Source organism: Yersinia alsatica, from assembly GCF_025133195.1.
In the GTDB taxonomy this organism is placed as follows: Bacteria; Pseudomonadota; Gammaproteobacteria; order Enterobacterales; family Enterobacteriaceae; genus Yersinia; species Yersinia alsatica.
The window spans coordinates 3,998,037-4,020,402 of record NZ_CP104006.1; the positions used below are offsets into that span (position 1 = coordinate 3,998,037).

Here is a 22,366-nt window from a genome sequence, read left to right on the forward strand (position 1 = left end):
TTTAAATAGCGACCAGGCCACGGACGCCGTCAAGCTCCATATCGGCGCCCTGTCCTCGCTGGATAATTTTTCCGCGCGACATCACTAAATAGTTATCTGCCAGTTCCGCCGCAAAATCATAAAATTGCTCTACCAGCAAGATTGCCATATCCCCTTGCGCGGCCAGTTTTTTGATAACTAATCCAATCTCCTTAATTACTGAGGGTTGAATTCCCTCGGTGGGTTCATCAAGAATTAACAAACGCGGTTGGCAAGCCAGAGCGCGGCCAATCGCCAGTTGTTGCTGTTGTCCGCCAGATAAATCCCCACCACGGCGGTGCTTCATCTCCTGCAACACGGGGAAGAGTTGATAGATATGCTCGGGTACGGCTTTACTTTGTGAACCGGGAAAACGCGAAAGACCTAACAGGATATTCTCTTCTACTGTTAAACGAGGAAATATTTCCCGCCCTTGCGGCACATAGGCAATACCGCCTTTCACCCGCTGATGCGGCGACTGATTGCTAATATTTTTACCTTCCCAAGTAATACTGCCATTTTTAACTGGCACCAACCCCATCAAGCACTTGAGCAGCGTCGTTTTACCAACACCATTACGGCCCAATAAGCAGGTCACCTCACCGACCGCAGCCTCAAATGACAAGCCGCGCAAGATATGACTGCCACCATAATATTGGTCGAGTTCATTTACTTGAAGCATATATTGCCCTCAAATTATCCAGATAATTATTAGTCGCTAGAGCCATCTCGTTGATTGAGTCAGTCTACATCAAGCTATATTTCACCACAGTTTTGCCCCCCAAAATGAGGAGGGTTAGAATGACTCAACGGCCTAAATAAACCTCGATAACTTGCTCATTAGCCTGCACTTCTGCCAATGAACCCTCGGCCAGCACCTGCCCTTGATGCAACACGGTCACATGGTCGGCAATCGTCTCGACAAATCCCATATCGTGCTCGACTACCATCAATGAATGTTTGCCAGCCAATTGATTAAACAGCTCCGCGGTATAAGCAGTTTCAGCATCGGTCATACCTGCGGCGGGTTCATCCAATAACAGTAGGTGTGGGTCTTGTACTAATAACATACCGATTTCAAGAAACTGTTTTTGACCATGAGATAGCAAACCCGCTGGACGCTGCCGCATATCACTTAAGCGCAACATAGCCAGTGTTTCATCAATTTGATCCCGCTGTTCACTGTTCAATTTGGCACGCAAACTTGCCCAAACGGTTTTGGTACTTTTCTGTGCCAGCTCAAGATTTTCAAAAACACTTAATGCTTCAAATACTGTAGGTTTTTGAAATTTCCGACCAATGCCAGCTTGAGCAATTTCAATCGTATTCATCGTCGAGAGATCATGGTGCTGGTCGTACAGCATTTTGCCGCTCTGTGGACGAGTTTTACCGGTGATAACATCCATTAACGTCGTTTTACCCGCACCGTTCGGGCCAATAACACAACGCAATTCCCCCCCCCCAATTTGCAATGAAAGATTGCGCAGGGCATGAAAACCATCAAAACTGACATTGATATCTTCCAGTGTCAGTACGGGATCTCGCTGTTGACGATATTTGTCCGCTGCGTGCTGGATAACACCCGGCTCTTGATCAATGAATTCGGGATAAGTCAGTTGTTCAGTAATTTGAAATCGGCTCATTTATCTTTCCCCCGCCGCAATAACCCAATCACACCTTTAGGCAAGAACAAGGTAACCAGAATAAATATTAAGCCGAGGAAGAATTGCCAATATTCCGGCATTGCCATGGTGAACCAACTTTTTGCACCATTGACGATTCCCGCCCCCAATACTGGGCCAATCAGAGTGCCACGCCCACCCAGTGCAACCCAAATTGCAGCCTCAATAGAGTTAGTTGGCGACATTTCACTGGGATTGATAATGCCAACCTGCGGTACATATAACGCACCGGCTAAAGCGCAAAGTACGGCAGAGAGTGTCCAGACAAATAACTTAAAACCTTTAGGGTCATAACCACAGAATGTCAGTCGGTTTTCAGCATCGCGCACGGCAGTCAATACTCGGCCAAACTTGGTGCGTGCCAACGCAAATCCCAGCACTAAACTGGCAATTAACAGTGCTAGAGTGGCAAGAAATAAGGCAATACGAGTAGATGTTGCCGATACAGGGAAACCCAGCAAGGTAGTAAAACCGGTGAAGCCATTGTTGCCACCAAAACCGGTTTCGTTGCGAAAAAACAGCAACATTCCCGCATAGGTTAGTGCCTGTGTCATGATAGAAAAATAGACACCTTTTATTTTCGAGCGAAAGGCAAAGTAGCCAAAAATAAAAGCCAGTAAACCGGGTACCAATACAATCAGGCATAACGCCCAGACGAAATATTGACTGCCACTCCAAAACCATGGCAACTCGCTCCATGACAAGAAAGACATGAAAGCAGGTAACCCATCACCAGCCGCCTGACGCATCAAGTACATCCCCATGGCATAACCACCGAGCGCGAAAAATAAACCATGCCCCAGTGACAGCAACCCGGCGTATCCCCACACCAGATCTAACGCAATTGCGACTACCGCATAACACAGAATCTTGCCCATAAGAGTTAAGGTATATGTCGAGATTGCCAACGGATTATCGGCTGGTAGTAATGCTAAAAAAGGCAAAATAATCAGAAAAATAACCACCAAGATACCCAGTAACAGGCTGAGAACAGGGGCTTTCTGCGTCAAGGTTATCGTCAAAGGTTGATTCATTAGTCACTCACCCTGCCCTTAAGGGCAAACAGACCCTGCGGGCGTTTTTGAATAAACAAAATGATCAGCACTAAAATCAATATCTTGCCTAGCACTGCGCCAATCTGCGGTTCCAGAATTTTATTCAACATCCCTAATCCCAGTGCGGCAACAACACTGCCCGCAAGTTGCCCAACGCCCCCCAAAACCACTACCAGGAAAGAGTCGATGATATATCCCTGCCCTAATTCCGGGCCGACATTTCCCAGTTGCGATAGAGCAACGCCCCCTAAACCGGCAATGCCAGAACCCAACCCAAATGCCAGCATATCGACCCTTCCTGTCGCCACCCCGCAACACGCCGCCATTGCACGGTTCTGTGTCACGGCGCGTACCTGTAATCCGAGACGAGTTTTATTCAGCAACAACCAAGTGAGTAGCAAAACAATAACGACGAAAGCAATAACCGCAATACGATTCCACGGTAAGACCAGATTCGGTAAAATCTGTACTCCGCCAGACAACCATGCGGGGTTAGCAACTTCCAAATTTTGGGCACCAAAAATCATTCGCACACTCTGAATCAGCATTAGGCTGATACCCCAGGTTGCCAGCAATGTTTCTAGTGGCCGGCCATAGAGATGGCGAATCACTGTTCGCTCTAAAATCATGCCAATTCCAGCAGTAATAAAGAAAGCGACAGGCAAAGCAATCAAGGGATAAAGAGCCAGCCAGTGTGGAGCAAAGTGTTGAAATAAGGATTGCACCAAATAAGCGGAGTAGGCACCCAGCATCAACATTTCACCGTGCGCCATGTTAATAACACCCAACAAACCATAAGTAATGGCTAGCCCCAATGCCGCCAACAATAAAATGGAGCCTAGTGATAGCCCACTGAATACCTGCCCAATAATATCCCCAACCATCAGCCGGTTTTGTACCTGCTTTAAGCTACTGGCGGCTGCAGCACGCACATGCTCATCAGGCTCTACATGAATATCTGTTAGGCTTTGCAATCGTGACTGAGTTTGGGGTGAACCCGATTGCCCCAGTAATTGCACCGCATTCAACCGCACCAGAGGATTGCTGTCAGTGAGTTGTAAATTAGCCAGCGCGATACTTAATGCCTCTTTAACTTTATTGTCAGTCTCCAATTTCAGGCGCTGATTCAGTAACGGCAATTGATCGCTTTGCGCCTGCTGCTGTAATTCCAGCGCCGCTTGCAAACGCACCGCTTCATCCTTACTGACTAGCCGCTGGGCCGCCAATGCATTAGCAATGAGAATACGTAACCGATTATTGAGCCAGATTTTTTTCGGTGTATCAGTGGGTTGTAGTTGTCCTTCCAGAGGTGTGAAAACTTGATTGTTTTGGACGAAAGCCTGCCCCGCACTATCAATAACCAACGTTTCTTGTTTTAGTGCTTGCAATAATGGCAGCCGGCTAACATCTGGCTCTGTTGCCCATTGCTGCAACATAATGGCTTGTTGTGAGCGGTTGGCTGCAACAAAATCATGGGCTGGCCCTGCGGTTGCCTGAGCCGATATGCCCATTAACAAACCTATTATTAGCCGGAGCAGATAATGAGTTGTGCTACCCCAAACAGGAATTAATGATTTCATAGGCTCACTCATCACGGATATTTGGCGAAAAGGCTCCGAAGCCAACTAGACCTAACTTCGGAGGATTACCATTACTGAGTGCTTTTAACCGGGTGATCTGGCTTTTTGTCATTTCCTGCGATGAATGGGCTCCACGGCTGCGCCCGGATCGGGGCGTCGGTTTGCCACACCACATTAAACTGCCCATTAGCTTCAATCTCGCCAATCATCACCGGTTTGTGTAAGTGGTGATTGGTGTTATCCATGGTTAACGTAAAGCCAGATGGTGCCGGATATGTCTGACCAGCCATAGCCGCGCGAACTTTATCCACATCGGTTGATTTGGCTTTCTCTACTGCTTGAGCCCACATATGCATGCCGACCCAAGTCGCCTCCATTGGGTCATTGGTTACTGCGGTATCAGCATTCGGCAAATTATGTGCTTTGGCATAAGCTTTCCATTGTTCAACAAATTTCTTATTCGTCGGGTTATCGACTGATTGGAAATAGTTCCAGGCGGCAAGGTTCCCAACCAATGGCTTGGTATCGATACCACGTAACTCCTCTTCACCGACAGAGAAAGCAATAACTGGCACATCGGTCGCTTTAATACCTTGGTTGGCTAATTCTTTATAGAAAGGAACATTCGAATCACCATTGATGGTAGAAATAACCGCTGTCTTCCCATCCGCAGAGAATTTCTTAATATTGCCAACGATAGTTTGGTAATCGCTATAACCAAATGGGGTATAAATTTCCTCAATATCTTTATCTTGAATACCCTTGGTATGCAGGAAGGCCCGCAGAATTTTATTAGTTGTACGTGGATAGACGTAGTCAGTGCCCAACAAAATAAAGCGTTTGGCTGCACCACCATCTTCACTTAATAAATATTCTACCGCCGGGATAGCTTGTTGATTTGGTGCCGCCCCGGTATAGAAGACATTCGGTGACATTTCTTCACCTTCATATTGCACCGGGTAGAACAGTAAGCCATTTAATTCTTCAAATACCGGCAATACTGATTTGCGTGAAACTGAAGTCCAGGCTCCAAATACAACAGCAACTTTATCTTGTGTTAATAATTGCCGCGCTTTTTCGGCAAATAACGGCCAGTTAGATGCCGGATCAACAATAACCGGCTCCAGTTTTTTACCCAATACGCCACCATGAGCATTGATATCGTCAATGCTCATCAAAGCCATATCTTTCAATGGGGTTTCAGAAATAGCCATAGTGCCGGACAACGAGTGCAAAATACCCACTTTAATGGTATCTGCAGCCAATGTACCAAATGCCACCCCCATACTGATAACCGAAGCCGAAAGTGCAAAAACCTTAACCAAGTTACGATGTTGCATAGCATTAACCTCTGGTCGTTGAGTAAAACACACAAGATTGGATTTACTCTGCGCAATCGCCGTGCCAGTTTTATATCTCAATAATTTAATTGAAGATTATAGATATCTTGGTTAAATAGCCTGATATATAGCCTAATTGTCTGCACCATTAATGCGCAATATACGAGCATAGATAGTGCAACAGTGGGGGAAATAAAATACTACGATGAAAAAGCTGGAATGGGTTAATTCAGAAGTTAACAAAGAGTATGCGGCTAATTAACAAAAAACAGGAATAGCTAATGGCCATTCCTGTTTTTATATTGCCCAGCTATGCCGAGCCATCCCCAAAAGATTTCAACGGACAGCCAACACAACTGTAATTTGAGAGATGACCGGTATATTTAATTCTATTTTTTAGGACCACGTATCCGCAATGTCAGACCTTTCAGGAAATAACGCAGCACCTGATCACCACAAGGGCGGAAGTTTTTACTCCCTTCTTTACGGAACAAAGCATTTAGCTCAGGTTTGGACACAGGGAACTCAACAGCATTAAAAACATCATGCATATCGGTATCTTTCAACTCAAATGCGACACGCAGTTTTTTGAGCACGATATTGTTAGTAATGACAGGTTCTACCGCGGGTGCCGGGAACTTGTCATCTTTGCCGCGGCGAAAGAAAATCAGGCCATTAAGGAAATGTGCCATCACCAGATCAGGGCAATCCTGATAACCAGCTTCGTCTTCTTTCTTAAGGAAATTAACGACATCCGCATTGTTCACTTCAAAATCAGCCAGCTTAATGATTTCTGTTATCTTGGTATCGTTAACGTTAAGCATATAGCGAACACTACGGAGCACATCGTTGTTGATCATATTACTGCCCTATTCCTATTATGTAGATTAGACGTGTGCGAATATCGCAAGAAAAACAAAACGCTTCTTTAACGTCTAGCGGGCAGTATTGTATAGATCAACGCCGATCTTCTCAATGTAAATCTGGTTAGTGATAAAAACAGCTGACATACCAAAAATAAAATCCAAAAAATAAAATAATAGTTAATATTATTTATTGGATGCTATTTATAATATAAAAACCAATCTATATATTAAGCTTTGTGATTAGTATTATTAGCTGGATGATAAAGCGCAATTTCTTCACCAAGAATATACTTCCGCCGTAATGTTGCGGAGATTTTATCCATGACCATCACAATAACTACCATTATTAATGTGATAAACATTACTACATCCCAGTTCCATAGCCGCATATTTTCGGCATACACTAAACCAATCCCTCCAGCTCCGACAAAACCCAATACCGCAGCAGAGCGAGTATTAGATTCAATTTGATAAAGGCTTAGAGCCAAAAAGGTTGGAAAAGATTGAGTAAATATCCCAAAACGTTGCTTCTGCAAGGCATTGGCTCCCATGGCAGTCAGGCCACGATTGGGTGACTTGTCTACTGCCTCATGCCCTTCGGCATAGAGTTTACCCAGTAACCCCATATCTTGCATGATAATCGCCAGCACCCCGGCAAGTGGCCCCATCCCCACGGCTCGAACAAAAATCAGCCCCCAGATAGCCATATCTATACCACGGAAAATATCCAGAAAACGGCGCACGACAAATGAAATAATACGTAAACCCGGCGTTGACATCACGTTTCGTGCTGCCAGAAATGACAAGGGTAAAGCAATCAATGTAGCAGTGAGTGTGCCAGCAAAAACAATTGCTAAGGTAATAAATATCTGACCGAAATAATACTTAAATGGCCAATTCATAAAATCATGCCAAACAAACATACGTAAAAAATAACGGCTAATTTGTTGACTACCATTTGCAAATGTTTGCCAAGGAATCCCAAAGGTTTTGAAGAAAAATAGGTAATATAAAAAAATACCAACAGCTATCATTGTGACCCATCTGATATAACGTTTTTGCTGTAAGAAAATTTGTGGATTTTGCTGTTTTAGCATTGATAACTGATCTGCAGTCAGATGATGAGTCAACATTATGAAGTTCCTTCCACGACTCGCTTACGTAATTTACCGGATGTGTAATCCAACAATGAAACCACAATAATAATCAGCAGCAATGTCATGCTGACTTGATCATAGCGATCGAGTTTTATTGAGGTCATTAACTCTTGCCCAATTCCGCCGGCCCCTACCAATCCTAAAATAGTTGATTGGCGGAAGTTAATTTCCAGGCGCATAAAGCTATAAGAGAGAAATATGGGTTTTACCTGTGGCCACAACGCAAAACGCATACGTTGTAATTTTCCAGCCCCACAAGCCGCCAAACCGCGCACAGGTTTATCCGATGCGGTTTCCAGTGATTCATAAAATAACTTGGTTAAACTGCCAATAGTATGTAATGCCAAAGCTAAAAAACCGGGAATAGCCCCAATACCAAACGCCATGACAAACATCACCGCCCAGGCTAATTCCGGCATGGTACGTAAAAACGCAACAAATGTGCGGATCGATAATCGCAACCAAGGAGGGCTTTGGGTATTATTTGCAGCCAAAAAGGCAAGAATAATGGCAACGATAACTGACAAGATTGTCGAGGCTAATGCTAATTGCAGAGTTTCCCAAATCAGCGGTAACTGAATAGGTAAGCGGTAACCCCAATAAGCAAAAGAACCTTCCGTATGACCATCTGCAAACAAATTATGCCAATGGAGCACAGGTATAGTTTCGGCTAGATAATCAAAAAAACTCGGAATAGAAACAAAAACAGTATGTAAATTAAACTCAGCAATACTGCCAGCGCCAAGATAGATAATTGCCAGCGTCAATGACCAAATCAACGTTTCACGTTTTTGCTTAGTGCGAATCCGCTGATAGTAATGGTTAAAGTCTGTATTCAAAATTAGCTACCACCTCAAAGCAATCGCTCAAATAAGCCAGAGCTATACCCTGCAACTTCGAATATGCAGGGTATATTTTATCCGCAGAACCGACTTAGCGGTCGCCTTTGGTTAATTCACGCTTCATATCAATAATATTCTGATACTCACTCAGTGATGTTTCACCGATATGCTGTTTGCCACCCATCGCTTTAATGAAACAACCGTGATCTTCTTTATCCAGTTTTTTAACTGCGGCCACTAACTGCGCTTTAAATTCAGCAGGCAATGCACTACGGACCAAAATAGGGCCATTCGGAATCAGCGGTGACTGCCAGATAATACGAATTTGTTTCATTAAATCCGGGTGATCCATACGAATCATGCGCGTGAATGCACCGCTGGTATAGCCTGTATTATAATCGCCAATCATGGAGGCCCAAGTCACTGCGCCATCAAATTGGCCATTAATAACACCAAGAATATCTTGTTCATGGCCGCCAGAGAACGTCACGCTGGAGAAGAAATTGTTATATTTATTGTCTGGTGTTCCACCAAATTTCTGTTTAAAACTTTGGTTAGGAATCAAGAATCCTGAGGTTGAGTCCGGATCAGCAAAACCAAATGCTTTGCCTTTCAAGTCTTCAATTTTCTGATAAGGGCTATCGGCCTTTACCACTACAACTGAGTGATAACCGCGTGATTTATCTGTATCGTCAATCGCAATACCTACGATATCGACAGCTTTAGGGTCTTTAATATAGACAGAAGCAAAAGAAGAAGGCGACATACTTAATACTAAGTCAATCTTCCCACCTAATAACCCTTGAATAACACCGGAGTAGTCAGAGGCATTATGCAGGTTTGTTTTTACGTTTAATTCTTTATCCAAGAATTCTTTGACACACATATTATCGCCAATTTGTTGTGTCGCATTTTGCCCGCCAAGAATACCCAGATTAATTTCTTTTGGTGCATCCGCTGCTGTGGCATTAAATACCATCATACTTGCCACTAATGAGGTAAGACAAAGTACTTTTTTCATTAAATTAACCTATTCTGGTAAAGGGATAAATGGGAATTAATGCAAAGTATCAGTTGATTCATCACTATAAATATCTTGAATAATAGCGTCATTGAGCATAGATGGATGACCATCAAAAACAATTCTTCCATGAGCAATACCTATTACTCTCGTGCAATAATCTCTAACTAATTCCACAGAATGTAAGTTAACGACCACAGCAATATCATTCTCGCTTATTTTCTGTAATGTATTCATTATTCGGGTGGTATTTTTGGGGTCCAAAGAAGCGACCGGTTCATCAGCTAATAATATTTTAGGGTTTTGCATCATGGCACGACAAATAGCAACACGCTGCATTTGTCCACCAGAGAGATTCTCAGCACGCTGCAAGGCGTGAGGCAGCATATTGAGCCATTGTAATAACTCAATGGCTCTAGCTCTATCCTGCTCAGCAAATATTTTAAAAAATGATTTTAGTGTCGAGGTATAACTGAGGCGGCCTAGTAAGACATTGGTAATAACATCAAGCCGTGGAACTAAGCAGAAATCCTGAAAAATCATGCCACATTTTGCTCGCCACTTTCTCATCTGCTTTGTCGTCAATTCAGCGATATTCTGTGTATCACCATTGTCATGGTAATTAATGATTTCACCGGCACTACTGGGAATGGTGCCATTTAAAACATGCAACAATGTGGATTTCCCGGCACCAGAACGACCAATTATTGCTACAAATTCACCGGCATGAAGTTCAAAGTTGATATCATCCAGAACTCGGTGTTGTGATTTGTATGCTTTAACTAACCCTTTAACGGCAAGTACCTTTTTACGTGGTTCTTGCACCGCAGCTGGATAATCAGCCACAGTGAATTTACGCAATGCCTGGCCCATGTCATGTCTCTCAGATTGCCTGTAGTCATGAGCTATTAACGAATACTTCTATTGCATATTGATGATGCTTTTATGAGAGAAAGGTGACAAAAAATAGCCACCTTTCTGATATTTTATGAGGACAGTATTTTGACGAGAAGACGTTTTCTTGATTAATGCTTATTGGCTTTACTGATGACAATTAAAATCATGGTCATAAGCATATCAATTGAGTCTAACTTCTTAATTTTCGATAGACAAACAGCACGACCAACGAACCAATGACGGCCACGACAAAGCTACCGATGTTAAACCCATCAACTCTGCCCATACCAAAGAAGGTACTAATATAGCCCCCAACCAGAGCACCTACTACCCCAAGGATTACAGTCATAATAAAACCACCGCCATCCTCTCCAGGCATAATCCATTTAGCCAAAATACCGGCAATCAGGCCAAAAATAATCCAAGATAGTATGCCCATAAAACCTCCATAAAATTAATTTTCACTGACAGCTGATTTGACTATACGGCAAATTACAGCATCTCAAGCGAACATTGTGGTTTCAAGTTTACTGGCTCAAAACCTCTATCATTATTAAGTTAAGACCCGAATAACAAAATCTGCAAATCAGACCAGCAATGTTCAGCACAAAATTAAATAATAGACTCGCGTGGTGTGAAAATATGGTTTACCCCATTCTTCTGTAGTTTTTTCAGCAAATCATACCCACCATTTGGCACCGCATGCGCAGCCTCTCTTTCACTGGCAAAAACCGGGCTAGCCCAATATATATTGACCGGGTCATCCTGTTGGTGAGGCAATATAAGACTGTCTGCATCAGCATAAAGCTCTGATGACAAAATATAGCCTTCATAGCCCTGAGGAGCCACGGACGACTCTAACGTATGACCTTCCCCTAGCCAGGTTATTTTGCTCCAGGGAACATGGGCAAAACCAGCCAGCGCACTCGCCATATGGATAGCGTTGTCCTCATTGACATATTGGCCGTCAATGGCGATAGCCATTTCAAAACGGCGGTATTTGGCCGCATCATCATTGAACAGTATTTCAACCCAAGGTTGCGGACGGATACTGACACCCAGTGTCAGAAAATAATATATTCCGTCCTTTTCATGCTGCGATATAGCCATTGGCGGCCACGTTCCTTGGTCGATGGCATAATATTTCACCGATGGACCAAAGTGTTGTTCATAGCATTGAATATATTCAGCTTGTAGTGCAGGCCAAGGGTTACCGTCCTCTTGTTGCCAAGCACGCCAAAATTGACGTGTATTCTGTGCCTGAGCATATTGGACATTGGTAGAGGCTGAGCCCAAAGGTAAAGTCAGCGGGTTATCTTTAATACAACTGGCCGAATAGCAAACCGAATGATCAATATACAGACTCCAGCCAGGAATAATCGCCAGCAGTTGCCCTTGATACCATAATGCAGCGCCATCATCACTTTCTGACCAGACTATGGTAATAAATTGTGCATCAAGCTCGGCTTCACCGGCTACATTCCGGCAAAACTCTGCGGCTAATCGCGGAGCCAATCCTTGTTCAAGGGCAGCATTATCCGCCGACAAGGGGGCCGCAACCAGGTTTCTCACCCAGCACGCACGCACCGGAAAACGTTCTTCGAATGCCTCTTGTGGATAAATATAGAAGTACACCACCCGCTGGTCTTGTTGCACCACGGCGACTAATGTTTGGTTTTCATTACTGACTTCGGCCAGTACCTCAGATTCTTTCATATCGCCTCAACTGTTTCGGCAAAGGGTTTCAGGCTAAACACGCTGTATTGCCTGCCGTAAAATAAGTCTATTAGCGGGTTACGTATAATCTCATGCTAATAACTGTCTGATGAATAATGTAAAACATGCTGATGCTAAAACATAACGACAGTGTAAAACGACTTATCCCTTTAAATCATCAGCAAAAGTCTCAAAAATTCTTAGCATCACCATGAATAACTGAACTAGGTATTTCTATAATTGATTCAATATGTTCCTACGAAGATTGCTTTAAATGATAGTGTATTATCTGAATATTAATAACAAACAGTTGATAGTCTAGCGCCTACTTTCACGCTAAAATAAGACCATTATTTATGGCAGAATTGAAGGTTCACCTATGGCATATATCCCGAAGAATTACGCCCGTCTGGAAAGTGGTTATAGAGAGAAAGCTCTGAAGATTTTTCCGTGGGTTTGCGGTAAATGTTCACGCGAATTTGTATATTCTAATCTTCGAGAGTTAACTGTTCACCATATTGACCACGATCACAGCAATAATCCCGAAGATGGCAGCAATTGGGAGATGTTATGTCTTTTTTGCCATGATCACGAACACTCCAAATATACCGAAGCGGACCTCTATGGCTCGACGGTGATTGCAGGTGATGATGCGCAGAATGATCAAGGGGTTGCCACTCATAACCCATTTGCCAATTTGAAATCTTTGATGAAGAAGTAAATCTGCATGGCCGTGGGATATATCACGGCCAATACAGCATCATCAACGCTAAAAACCGAGTAGCTGACGGTATGAGCGGCTTTCTTGTTGTGCTGGCAATAATCCGAGTTTATTAGCTAAATCCCAACATTCGGTCTTTAGGTTATCAAGGATAGTGGCATCATCAGTCATGATGGCTATTTCAGCAAAATCCCCGAGCCCCACCAAGCTATCAATCGTCACGTGAAACTTCCCGACAAAATAAATACTGCGCTGTTTTTCCAGTATAAATGCGGGCAGATATCCTAATGTTGCTAACATACTTTGTACTTTGCCAATATCTTCAATTTTACTGGCTTCACATCGTTCTGTTCCCGGCCCTTTGACTATCCATAAACGAATACCAGAGGGGTGCATTTCCCGCAAAACCATACTGATCTGTTTCGCAGCTAGATCACCACAATTAGCTTCCAGATAGATATCTTTTTCATGATTATTGATAGTAAAGGCTGTTGCTTGATGAAGGGCTAACTGCGCATGCAATTGGGCGATGTTCGATACATGGAACTTCAGCTCCACCTCATATTTGCCAACAAAATGTTCACTCATGAAATGCCTTATTAATCAGCGCAATTATTACCCTTGATCCTATACCTCATAATGCAATGAGCAAAATTATTATCTATCCATTGAAGAAGATATCTATCCCGTGATCTGAGTGTCTTTTTGTTTAATCATTAGTGTTAGTAATGTTTAAACCACATGATTACGAAAGCCAAATGCGATTTAGATGGCAATAGTGTGAGGTTTTTCACAAAACAAAGGATTTATCAAGAAAGCCAGCCGCCCCTCATGGTTACATCATTGCACCATAATAGCTGTGTCATAGAGCCCTGAACTTAGCTGTAACCAGCGCTATAAAAGTCAATGCAATGAAAGGGAGCTGCACGAATGAATCAATACAGTGATGAAAAAACACAAACCTTACTGACCCAGTTGCGTCATATCGTGGGCGCTCGTTACTTGCTAACCGGTGAACGGCAAACTGAACGTTACCGCACCGGTTTCCGCTCAGGAGCAGGTTCTGCCCTTGCGGTAGTCTTCCCCTCGACGTTATTACAGCAATGGCAATTACTACAAGCCTGCGTGGCCGCCGACACTATTGTTATCATGCAAGCGGCGAATACCGGGCTGACGGAGGGCTCTACCCCTAGTGGGGATGATTATGACCGACCCATTGTCATCTTGAATACTTTGCGGCTAAATCAAATCCAATTACTGAATGATGGCAAGCAAGTGATTGGTTTCCCCGGCAGTACTCTGAACCAACTGGAAAAACGTTTAAAACCTTATGACCGCGAGCCACACTCAGTGATTGGCTCTTCGTGTATTGGTGCTTCCGTTGTTGGCGGTATTTGTAATAACTCGGGGGGATCATTGGTTCAAAGAGGGCCAGCATATACCGAGATGGCATTATTCGCGCAAATTGACGCTCAAGGAGAGTTGCAACTCATCAATCATTTGGGAATCAATCTCGGCAATACTCCAGAAGAGATTTTACAACGCCTGGAGCGCGGTAAATATCGTGCCAGTGATATTGACCAAGGTATGCAGCAAGCTTCTGACCATGAATATGCTACACGCGTGAGGGATATTGATGCCTCTACTCCCTCCCGTTTTAATGCCGACCCAAGACGCTTATTTGAAGCCTCAGGATGTGCCGGTAAATTAGCCGTCTTTGCAGTTCGGCTGGATACTTTTCCCAGTGAGAAACAGCAGCAAGTCTTTTATATCGGAACCAATCAAACTCAGGTATTAACCCAATTACGCCGGGCTATTTTGCGTGACTTCAAACATTTGCCTGTGGCGGGTGAATATATGCATCGCGATATTTTTGATATCGCCGAAGTGTATGGCAAAGATACCTTTGTGATGATCAACAGTATGGGCACCAATAACATGCCTCGCTTCTTTACTTTAAAAGGCAAGATTGATGCTCGTCTTAGTAAAGTCCCTTTTCTTATCGACCATTTAACGGATCGGATAATGCAAGGCTTCAGCCAGGTGCTGCCCAATCATTTACCGAAACGTCTTAAGGCTTACCGCAGTAAATATGAGCATCATTTGATGCTAAAAATGTCAGGTGGAGGCATTCCTGAAGCACAGCAATTTCTGAAAGATTTTTTTGCTACTGCGGAAGGTAACTTTATTACTTGTACGGCTGACGAAGGTAAAAAAGCATTTTTACACCGCTTTGCCGCCGCTGGTGCGGCAGTACGCTATCACGCCGTTCATGCTGATAAAGTAGAAGATATATTGGCGTTAGATATTGCTCTACGGCGCAATGAAGATCAGTGGTTTGAGACCTTACCTCCAGAAATAGACCAATGCATGGTGGCCAAACTCTACTATGGTCATTTCCTATGCCACGTCTTCCATCAAGATTATATCGTGAAGAAAGGTGTCGATACGCACGCACTAAAACAAAAGATGCTGGCACTGCTGAGTGATAAAGGAGCGGAATATCCAGCTGAGCATAATGTCGGGCATCTCTATATCGCAAAACCTGCATTGAAAACGTTCTATCGGCAGATAGACCCAACCAACAGCTTTAATCCCGGAATTGGCAAAACCTCAAAACTGAAAAATTGGCAGCAAAAATAACCATGGTGGGCAGAGAATTACTCATACTGCACTCATCTAGGCATTATCCGAATTCCGGCGGCAAGTCCCCTGAATCCAGTCAGACAAACTATAGTCATAGTCTGACACCAACCAAGGTTGGTACCACTGACAAATATCGATGTCTGATATGGGATCTAGGAGATAATATGAAAATAATACTGTGGATTATTGCGATCATTTTTATTGTCGGGCTACTGACCATTACTGGCGTGTTTAAATTGATTTTTTAGCAAAATAAAAAACTGCCAATCCAGCACTAATAAGCAGAACTTACAGATTATCTGTAAATTCTGCCACTTAGTTACCTATAGATCCAAAGAACCTGGAGTTGCAGGCAGCGGCCTCGAAGAGGCGAGGCCCAAGGATCGGCCGAGGAATAGAACGCAGCTAGCCCCCTGCAACTTCAAAAGCAAAGGGTCAATTTATTCTGAGAGCTGAGCCAAACGCCCCTGAGAATCCTTTTGCTGACGATAACTTTTCGCTGCACCAGGGATTGGCGCCGCCTTGCCAGTTTCTATCCAGCTACGCAGGCGGTTTGCATCGGCAAAATGGGTATATTTACCAAATGCATCCAAAACGACCAATGCTACCGGGCGATTACCAATGACGGTACGCATTGCCAGACAGTGCCCGGCTTGATTGGTAAAGCCGGTTTTCGTTAATTGGATGTTCCATTTGTCGTTATAAACCAAATGGTTAGTATTACGGAATGGCAGAGTGTAGTTAGGCTCACGGAAAGTAGCCATTTTCTCTGTAGTGGTACTCAGCTGCCCAATCAAGGGATATTGTTTGGTGGCGACCAATAATTTGGTCAGATCACGGGCCGTCGAGACATTATCAATCGACAAACCCGTTGGCTCCACATAGCGAGTTTTAGTCATTCCCAATGATTTGGCTTTCGCATTCATTGCTTTAATAAATGCGTTATAGCCACCGGGATAGTGATGAGCCAAGCTCGCCGCAGCACGGTTTTCCGATGACATAAGAGCCAGCAGCAGCATGTCTTTGCGGCTGATTTCACTGTTTACCCGCACTCGGGAAAAGACCCCTTTCATCTCTTTAGTTTGATGAATATCGACTGAAATAATCTCATCAAGAGGCAATTTAGCATCCAATACCACCATTGCGGTCATCAATTTGGTGATTGATGCGATCGGCACCACTTCATCCGCATTGTTAGAATAAATGACTTTATTTGTTTGTAAATCAATCACCATCGCACTACCCGACGCCAACTCTAGCGGAGCTTTCCCTTTAACTTCACCGGATGTACCACTGGCCGAGGCTAAAGGAACGACACTGATACTGGTAGACAAAAGCAAGAAACTTAATAGTGCAAATCGAATTTTTACATTCATGTTCGTCAGCTTAAATAGGTTGTCGGGAGCCAATGGGGTCGATCCGGCGCATTATAAATTACAGTAATACACTACGCACCATTCATTCTTAAAATGATTGTTACAAAGATTAAAGCTGCCTAATTGCTGCTCAGCGGTAAACATTTATCAAAGAAAGAAAAGCCACCGATTAAATATTATCCTATAATTGCCAACATAAATTTTTTAGATAAAACTAATTTACAGGTGTTTATATGGGAACAACAATTTTTGGTATTCTCTTCGGAGTATTTTTAATCGCCGCCGGTTTAGCTGATATTCATGATGAAAATCTAGCCTCACTGACCTTCTGGGTCGATGCATTATTGATTCTGGTAGGAGCAATCTTCCTATTGGGTATCGCCAAATTTATTGGCCGCAAGAGAAAATAATCGGTTAGATAGCTATTAAAAAAGGCGCTTAAAGCGCCTTATTATTATCGACATTATGCTAAATCAGTCATCACCAACTGCGCTATTTCAAAGTAAATAATCAGACCGGTACCATCAATAAAAGTGGCAATGAAAGGTGCTGAAACCACCGCAGGGTCTATAGATAACCGCTTTAATACCATCGGAATAATGGAAGAGACAATGGCGCTCCACACCGTGATGGCGACCACCGTCAAGCTCACCACGATAGTCACTTCCATCCCTACTCCCAAGAACCAGGCACGGATCCAGGCCGCCAAACCAATGGTCGTTGCCACCATCAGAGAAGTGGAAACTTCTTTGCGCAATACTGCACCAACATTACGTAAACTGACTTCCCCGAGTGCCATAGCCCGCACCAGGGTCGAGGTAATTTGCGTACCACTGTTACCGCCAGTACCAATTAATAGTGGGATAAAGAATGCCAAGGCTATTGCCGCTTCCAGTTGCTCCTCAAACGCTTTTAATACTGTGCCGGTATAAGCTTCCGCGACAAACAGCAGTAATAACCAAACAACTCGCTTGCGCCATAATGTCACTGGGCTGGTTTGTAAATAAGGCTCGTCGAGCGGCATACTTGCCCCCTGCCGCTGAGCATCTTCCGTGTTTTCATCTTCAATCAATTCAGCAATATCTTGCGCCCGTAATACTCCCATTAATTTACCGTGACTTAATACTGGAACGATATCTAAACCACATTTTGCCAATAAGCTTACTGCCTCGTGACGATCTTGATCTGGCGATACAGAGAAATAACTCTGGTTAATAATCTGAAAAAGTTTTATATCTTGTTGCTCTTCCGTTAGTAAATTCTTAACCGAGAGTAACCCGAGTAAATGCCGATTATTATTCGTCACCAATAATTGTGTTGGTATTTCATTATCGGAGATATTTTGCAAGAAATAGGCTTTAGCTTCAGCGACTGACATATCAGCCGATACCGTAATATAGGCATCGCTCATATAAGCGCCTAAGGTAGATTCTTTATCTTCACCTGGATTGAATGGATGCTGCTTTTGCAATGCTAAGTCGAAATGTGAACTCATAAATGACCCTATTACTGTTATTATTTAACTAAACAGTCCTCACATAGGGGCGTAACCAGATTAGAGAGTGCTCTATGGCTATCTCCGTGTCTAAGTTTTAGCACTATACAACGTATCTGATTTCTCAGAAGTTACTTTGGGTTATACCTTAATCCGATATAACCTGTCCTAACCTTGGGCGTCTCTGGACGTCGTCAGATCAGTAACCTGTGTTTGTATAGGAGCCTCGCCTAACGAGATACTGCATTTAAAATGCGAGCACACTATAAACGCGATACTTAATTCAAATCAAAAGAATAACCATTCTTGTTTAAGGTATATTTAGGGTTGGGATTTTTATGGTTCTCTATAAAACATAGCTAATTCACGCTCGTAAAATAGCCACCGCGATATCTTTCGAGGTTTTTAATGCACGGATTTCACTAAATAAGTCAGTTGCTTCGGCATATTCTTTACGTAAATAACCTAGCCACTGCTTGATGCGGGCAACATGATATAAACCAGTATCGCCCTGTTTCTCTAACTGCACATATTTTTGTAGCAGTTTGACCACTTCCGGCCACGGCATCCGTGGTTCGTTATACTTCACGACTCGACTTAGATTCGGCACATTGAGTGCCCCCCGCCCAAGCATGACTGCATCGCAGCCAGTCACTTTCATGCACTCCTGCGCACTGCGATAATCCCAAATCTCACCATTGGCGATCACTGGTATCGTCAGGCGCTGGCGGATCTCGCCGATAGCCTGCCAATTGATGCGTTCGGCCTGATAACCCTCTTCTTTAGTGCGGCCATGTACCGCCAGCTCAGTGGCACCGGCTTGCTGCACCGCATCGGCAATTTCAAATTGCCGATCACCAGAATCCCAACCTAAACGAATTTTTACTGTGACGGGCAGATGAGCCGGTACCGCTTCGCGCATGGCTTTAGCACCTTGATAAATCAATTCAGGATCTTTGAGCAAGGTTGCGCCCCCCCCACTGCCGTTAACCAGCTTTGACGGACAGCCGCAGTTTAAATCTACACCGTAAGATCCAAGCTCAACAGCACGAGCCGCATTTTCTGCCAGCCATTGTGGATACTGGCCTAACAACTGGATACGCACCAGAGTACCAGATGACGTCCGGCTCTGTTGGTGAAGCTCCGGGCATAGCCGATAGAAGGATTTTGCTGGCAATAGCTGATCGACCACCCGTAGAAATTCGGTGATGCAAAGATCATAATCATTAACTTCACTGAGAAGTTCACGCACCAGTGAGTCTAATACACCTTCCATCGGTGCTAGTATTACCCGCATGCTAATTACCCTGACCTCTTGTCCGCGCCATAACATCCCGCCAAGTGACGATAAATTCCATACAATATAATGCTAAAAAAGACCGGCAATGATACGGGTGAAGCGAGGTTTAAAACAAGGGATAACCCTGTAATCTGGGGATTCAGATGAAAAAAAACCGCTTCCAAAGAAGCGGTTTCATCAGCGAATACTTTATGACTTATTCGCCGGGATTACGGCTACGACCACGTGAAGATGGGCCTGCCGGGCGACGTTGACCATCAGCCTGGCTGCGTGGGCGGCTGTTACGGCTATCACCGCGACCTGCTGCGCCACCACCATTTTGCGGACGACCGGCGTTGCTGCCACGGCCCATTCCTGGACGTTGCGCGCCACGGCCCTGACGGCCATTTTGAATCGGATCCGCTTTAATGCTTGGGTCCGGCTCATAGCCATCCAGTGCGATACGTGGAATTTCACGTTTGAGCAAACGCTCGATATCACGCAGCAATTTGTGTTCATCAACACAAACCAATGAAATCGCCTCACCGGTACGTTCCGCGCGGCCAGTACGACCAATACGGTGCACGTAATCTTCCGGTACGTTTGGCAACTCATAGTTAACCACATGAGGCAACTGGTCGATGTCCAAACCACGGGCGGCGATATCAGTTGCTACCAATACACGGATTTTGCCGTCTTTAAAATCAGCCAGTGCACGAGTACGCGCCCCTTGGCTCTTATTACCATGAATAGCTGCGGCAGTAATGCCGTCTTTATTCAGCTGCTCAGCTAAATGGTTAGCGCCGTGCTTGGTGCGGTTGAACACCAATACTTGCTGCCAATTACCTTCGCCAATCATCTGAGACAATAATTCACGTTTGCGGTTTTTATCCACAAAATGAACACTTTGTGCAATTTGCTCAGAAGCGGTGTTACGACGAGCCACTTCAACTGAAGCAGGGTTGTGCAGCAATTTGCTGGCCAAGCCTTTAATTTCATCAGAGAAAGTCGCGGAGAACAGCAGATTCTGGCGTTTAGCAGGCAGTTTTGCCAATACACGACGGATATCGTGAATAAAGCCCATATCCAGCATGCGGTCGGCTTCGTCCAATACCAAAATCTCAATCTTGGACAGATCAACTGCATTCTGGTGTTCCAGATCCAGCAGACGGCCAGGTGTTGCGACCAAGATATCAACACCACCACGCAATTTCATCATCTGTGGGTTAATGCTAACGCCACCAAATACCACCAGCGAACGCAGCTTCAGGTATTTGCTGTAACTCTGTACGTTTTCGTCAATCTGCGCAGCCAGTTCGCGGGTTGGCGTCAAAATCAACGCACGTACCGGACGACGGCCTTTAATGGGTTGTTGGTTCTGGCTCAGCAGTTGCAACAGCGGCAAGGTGAAACCAGCGGTTTTACCGGTACCGGTTTGCGCACTGGCCATTAAATCACGGCCTTCCAGTACCACAGGGATTGCCTGACGCTGAATTGGCGTCGGCACAAGGTAGCCCTGCTCTTCAACAGCACGCAGGATGTCGGCGTTTAAGCCGAGAGAATCAAATGACATATTACGAAAAGCTCCAGATCTTCCCAATCCCGACGATATCGCCAGGTGCAGTTTCAAGGGAAGATTATCAGACGAGGTATGAATTGAGGCATTACCACGAGGATTGGCACAAACTGCAGTGCACCATTGCGGCTGATTATAACAGATGTTTAGCAAGAAAAGGGATATTTACGCGTTTCTTAAGATTTTTATTAGCGTAAACATCAGGAAAATTGATTTATTACTGGCAATTACCCTGCTTCTGATCACAAAAAAAGGGCTTCTACCCACCATAACTTTACTTAGTCGTAGGGGTGGCCTAAAGTTAATCATATGATTGATTTATTATTTAGCTATCTATTAATATTAGCGAAAATGATCTTCATTGGGTATGGAGCCTATGTCTCACTCTTCAACACCATCAATACCAACCACGCCCCGTGGTGAACAAGCCCGTCAGCAGTTGATTCAGGCCGCAACCGAACTGTTCGGCGAGCAGGGTCTGAAAGGAGCGACCACCCGGGAAATTGCCCAGCGGGCAGACCAGAATATTGCCGCAATTACCTACTATTTCAATTCCAAAGAAGGTTTATATCTGGCAGTCGCGCAACAAATTGCCAACTTTATTAAGCAGGCCTTCGCGCCGCTGGCACAGGAAATTGATCAGTTTCTTCAACTCCCATCTCAGGAGCAAAGTCCAGAGCAACAGCTACACTATATCCGCCGCGGATTACTGGAATTCAGCCATTTAATGACACAACCAGAAACGCTGAATATCAGCAAAATAATGGCTCGTGAACAGCTATCTCCCAGTGATGCATACCTTCTGATACATACCCAGATTATTGCACCACTGCACCAAAAGCTGAATCAGTTGCTGGCTGCATTTATTGGTGCTGATGCTCGCGCCACTAAAACCATTATTCATACCCATGCATTAATCGGCGAAGTTCTGGCTTTTCGTATGGGTCGCGAGACAATCCGCCGACAAGCAGGATGGCTAGATATTGGTGAAGCTGAAAGTGAAATGATTAATCAAGTGCTTATCGAACATATTGACCTGCTTCTCTACGGACTGCGGGCCAAAACATTAGGGTGATGTAATCAATATCAGTAACAGATA

The 22,366-nt window shown here is 44.3% G+C and carries 22 protein-coding genes and 1 riboswitch; of the genes, 5 read left to right on the plus strand and 17 right to left on the minus strand.

All coding sequences use genetic code 11. From position 1 onward, the window contains the following. Nucleotide 1: 1 nt before the first annotated feature. From urtE to N0H69_RS17925, 12 genes are all read right to left on the minus strand, one after another. Nucleotides 2-700, minus strand: a complete 699-nt coding sequence (gene urtE / locus N0H69_RS17870) for an urea ABC transporter ATP-binding subunit UrtE (protein WP_050145055.1) — start codon at nucleotides 698-700, stop codon at nucleotides 2-4. A 124-nt stretch (nucleotides 701-824) separates the two neighbouring features. Beyond that, nucleotides 825-1,661 carry an urea ABC transporter ATP-binding protein UrtD gene (gene urtD, locus N0H69_RS17875; protein ID WP_050107654.1) on the minus strand — a complete coding sequence of 279 codons (837 nt, stop codon included), beginning with the start codon at nucleotides 1,659-1,661 and terminating at the stop codon, nucleotides 825-827. Beyond that, the gene (gene urtC / locus N0H69_RS17880) at nucleotides 1,658-2,734 is read right to left on the minus strand and encodes an urea ABC transporter permease subunit UrtC (RefSeq protein ID WP_050151620.1); all 1,077 of its coding nucleotides are present in this window, start codon (nucleotides 2,732-2,734) and stop codon (nucleotides 1,658-1,660) included. Before urtC ends, urtD begins: the two co-directional genes overlap by 4 nt. Then, nucleotides 2,734-4,335, minus strand: coding sequence for an urea ABC transporter permease subunit UrtB (gene urtB, locus N0H69_RS17885; RefSeq protein ID WP_050122372.1), 1,602 nt, complete (start codon nucleotides 4,333-4,335; stop codon nucleotides 2,734-2,736). Before urtB ends, urtC begins: the two co-directional genes overlap by 1 nt. 71 nt (nucleotides 4,336-4,406) lie before the next feature. Beyond that, nucleotides 4,407-5,675, minus strand: a complete 1,269-nt coding sequence (gene urtA, locus N0H69_RS17890) for an urea ABC transporter substrate-binding protein (RefSeq protein ID WP_050107660.1) — start codon at nucleotides 5,673-5,675, stop codon at nucleotides 4,407-4,409. 389 nt (nucleotides 5,676-6,064) lie between these two features. Continuing rightward, a complete protein-coding gene (locus N0H69_RS17895) occupies nucleotides 6,065-6,535 on the minus strand; it encodes a YehS family protein (protein ID WP_025377712.1) in 471 nt (156 codons plus the stop codon). Between the two features lie 233 nt (nucleotides 6,536-6,768). Further along, nucleotides 6,769-7,674, minus strand: a complete 906-nt coding sequence (gene phnE / locus N0H69_RS17900) for a phosphonate ABC transporter, permease protein PhnE (protein WP_050151619.1) — start codon at nucleotides 7,672-7,674, stop codon at nucleotides 6,769-6,771. Further along, a complete protein-coding gene (gene phnE / locus N0H69_RS17905; protein WP_050107664.1) occupies nucleotides 7,674-8,537 on the minus strand; it encodes a phosphonate ABC transporter, permease protein PhnE in 864 nt (287 codons plus the stop codon). The genes phnE (N0H69_RS17900) and phnE (N0H69_RS17905) overlap by 1 nt, the downstream gene beginning before the upstream one ends. 94 nt (nucleotides 8,538-8,631) lie before the next feature. Next, entirely contained in the window at nucleotides 8,632-9,561 is a 930-nt protein-coding gene (phnD, locus tag N0H69_RS17910; RefSeq protein WP_050107666.1) for a phosphonate ABC transporter substrate-binding protein, read from the minus strand. A 36-nt stretch (nucleotides 9,562-9,597) separates the two neighbouring features. Next, a complete protein-coding gene (phnC, locus tag N0H69_RS17915) occupies nucleotides 9,598-10,434 on the minus strand; it encodes a phosphonate ABC transporter ATP-binding protein (RefSeq protein ID WP_050122377.1) in 837 nt (278 codons plus the stop codon). Nucleotides 10,435-10,648: 214 nt separating this feature from the next. Further along, nucleotides 10,649-10,897, minus strand: coding sequence for a GlsB/YeaQ/YmgE family stress response membrane protein (locus tag N0H69_RS17920; RefSeq protein ID WP_050107670.1), 249 nt, complete (start codon nucleotides 10,895-10,897; stop codon nucleotides 10,649-10,651). A gap of 173 nt (nucleotides 10,898-11,070) precedes the next feature. Continuing rightward, a complete protein-coding gene (locus tag N0H69_RS17925) occupies nucleotides 11,071-12,174 on the minus strand; it encodes a suppressor of fused domain protein (RefSeq protein ID WP_050135968.1) in 1,104 nt (367 codons plus the stop codon). 379 nt (nucleotides 12,175-12,553) lie between these two features. On the opposite strand from N0H69_RS17925, the gene yajD reads away from it, so the two are divergent. Then, a complete protein-coding gene (yajD, locus tag N0H69_RS17930) occupies nucleotides 12,554-12,895 on the plus strand; it encodes an HNH nuclease YajD (protein ID WP_005158894.1) in 342 nt (113 codons plus the stop codon). A gap of 48 nt (nucleotides 12,896-12,943) precedes the next feature. On the opposite strand, the gene N0H69_RS17935 is transcribed toward yajD, so the two are convergent. Then, on the minus strand, nucleotides 12,944-13,483 hold the full coding sequence (locus N0H69_RS17935; RefSeq protein ID WP_050151618.1) for a class IV adenylate cyclase: 540 nt from the start codon (nucleotides 13,481-13,483) through the stop codon (nucleotides 12,944-12,946). 342 nt (nucleotides 13,484-13,825) lie between these two features. Here N0H69_RS17935 and dld point away from each other — a divergent pair, with 342 nt between their 5' ends. Together dld and N0H69_RS22330 are read left to right on the plus strand one after the other, a co-directional pair. Further along, nucleotides 13,826-15,538 (plus strand): D-lactate dehydrogenase, encoded by a 1,713-nt coding sequence (gene dld / locus N0H69_RS17940; RefSeq protein WP_050151617.1) that lies wholly within the window; start codon nucleotides 13,826-13,828, stop codon nucleotides 15,536-15,538. 167 nt (nucleotides 15,539-15,705) lie between these two features. Next, nucleotides 15,706-15,789 carry a small membrane protein YohP gene (locus tag N0H69_RS22330; RefSeq protein ID WP_017346848.1) on the plus strand — a complete coding sequence of 28 codons (84 nt, stop codon included), beginning with the start codon at nucleotides 15,706-15,708 and terminating at the stop codon, nucleotides 15,787-15,789. 192 nt (nucleotides 15,790-15,981) lie between these two features. Here the strand turns inward: N0H69_RS22330 and pbpG are convergent, their stop codons facing one another. Continuing rightward, the gene (pbpG, locus tag N0H69_RS17945; RefSeq protein ID WP_050151616.1) at nucleotides 15,982-16,917 is read right to left on the minus strand and encodes a D-alanyl-D-alanine endopeptidase; all 936 of its coding nucleotides are present in this window, start codon (nucleotides 16,915-16,917) and stop codon (nucleotides 15,982-15,984) included. Nucleotides 16,918-17,150: 233 nt separating this feature from the next. Here pbpG and N0H69_RS17950 point away from each other — a divergent pair, with 233 nt between their 5' ends. Continuing rightward, the gene (locus N0H69_RS17950; RefSeq protein ID WP_072077580.1) at nucleotides 17,151-17,327 is read left to right on the plus strand and encodes a hypothetical protein; all 177 of its coding nucleotides are present in this window, start codon (nucleotides 17,151-17,153) and stop codon (nucleotides 17,325-17,327) included. A 53-nt stretch (nucleotides 17,328-17,380) separates the two neighbouring features. On the opposite strand, the gene N0H69_RS17955 is transcribed toward N0H69_RS17950, so the two are convergent. The 3 genes from N0H69_RS17955 to rhlE form a co-directional block, all read right to left on the minus strand. Beyond that, the gene (locus N0H69_RS17955) at nucleotides 17,381-18,412 is read right to left on the minus strand and encodes a magnesium transporter (protein WP_050107682.1); all 1,032 of its coding nucleotides are present in this window, start codon (nucleotides 18,410-18,412) and stop codon (nucleotides 17,381-17,383) included. Nucleotides 18,413-18,487: 75 nt separating this feature from the next. Next, nucleotides 18,488-18,657: riboswitch (M-box (ykoK) riboswitch) on the minus strand. 119 nt (nucleotides 18,658-18,776) lie between these two features. Further along, nucleotides 18,777-19,709, minus strand: a complete 933-nt coding sequence (dusC, locus tag N0H69_RS17960; protein WP_050107683.1) for a tRNA dihydrouridine(16) synthase DusC — start codon at nucleotides 19,707-19,709, stop codon at nucleotides 18,777-18,779. Nucleotides 19,710-19,908: 199 nt separating this feature from the next. Beyond that, on the minus strand, nucleotides 19,909-21,264 hold the full coding sequence (gene rhlE / locus N0H69_RS17965; RefSeq protein WP_050107684.1) for an ATP-dependent RNA helicase RhlE: 1,356 nt from the start codon (nucleotides 21,262-21,264) through the stop codon (nucleotides 19,909-19,911). A 370-nt stretch (nucleotides 21,265-21,634) separates the two neighbouring features. Between rhlE and N0H69_RS17970 the strand changes: the two genes are divergently transcribed. Beyond that, entirely contained in the window at nucleotides 21,635-22,342 is a 708-nt protein-coding gene (locus N0H69_RS17970) for a transcriptional regulator (RefSeq protein WP_375541923.1), read from the plus strand. Nucleotides 22,343-22,366 lie beyond the last annotated feature (24 nt).